We start from the raw sequence: 244 nt of genomic DNA, 5'->3' as shown, positions 1-244 counted from the left end.
CTGGTGGTGTCGCTGGTGCTGGCGCTGTTCGCCATTGTGTTCGGTACACGCAGCCTGGATGTGACCGAACACCACCGCGGCATGGTGCTGGCAATTGCCTTCGAATCGCTGATCAAGCTACTGGCCTTCCTCGCGGTGGGCATCTTTATCGTCTTCAACCTGTATGACGGCTTCGACGACCTGTTCAGCCAGGCTCGCCAGTCGATCCACTTGCAGGACTATTGGCAGGAGACCATCAACTGGC

The 244-nt window shown here is 58.2% G+C and carries 1 protein-coding gene; it reads left to right on the top strand.

What is annotated here, in order from left to right:
- Nucleotides 1–244 (top strand): hypothetical protein (locus SB756_RS34105; protein ID WP_410913758.1); only part of this gene is annotated, 244 nt, incomplete at both ends.

It is taken from the genome of Pseudomonas sp. SIMBA_068 (assembly GCF_046534705.1).
Classification (GTDB): Bacteria; Pseudomonadota; Gammaproteobacteria; order Pseudomonadales; family Pseudomonadaceae; genus Aquipseudomonas; species Aquipseudomonas putida.
The sequence above is the reverse complement of the archived record's forward strand: the minus strand, read 5'-3'. Positions and strand labels throughout refer to the sequence as shown.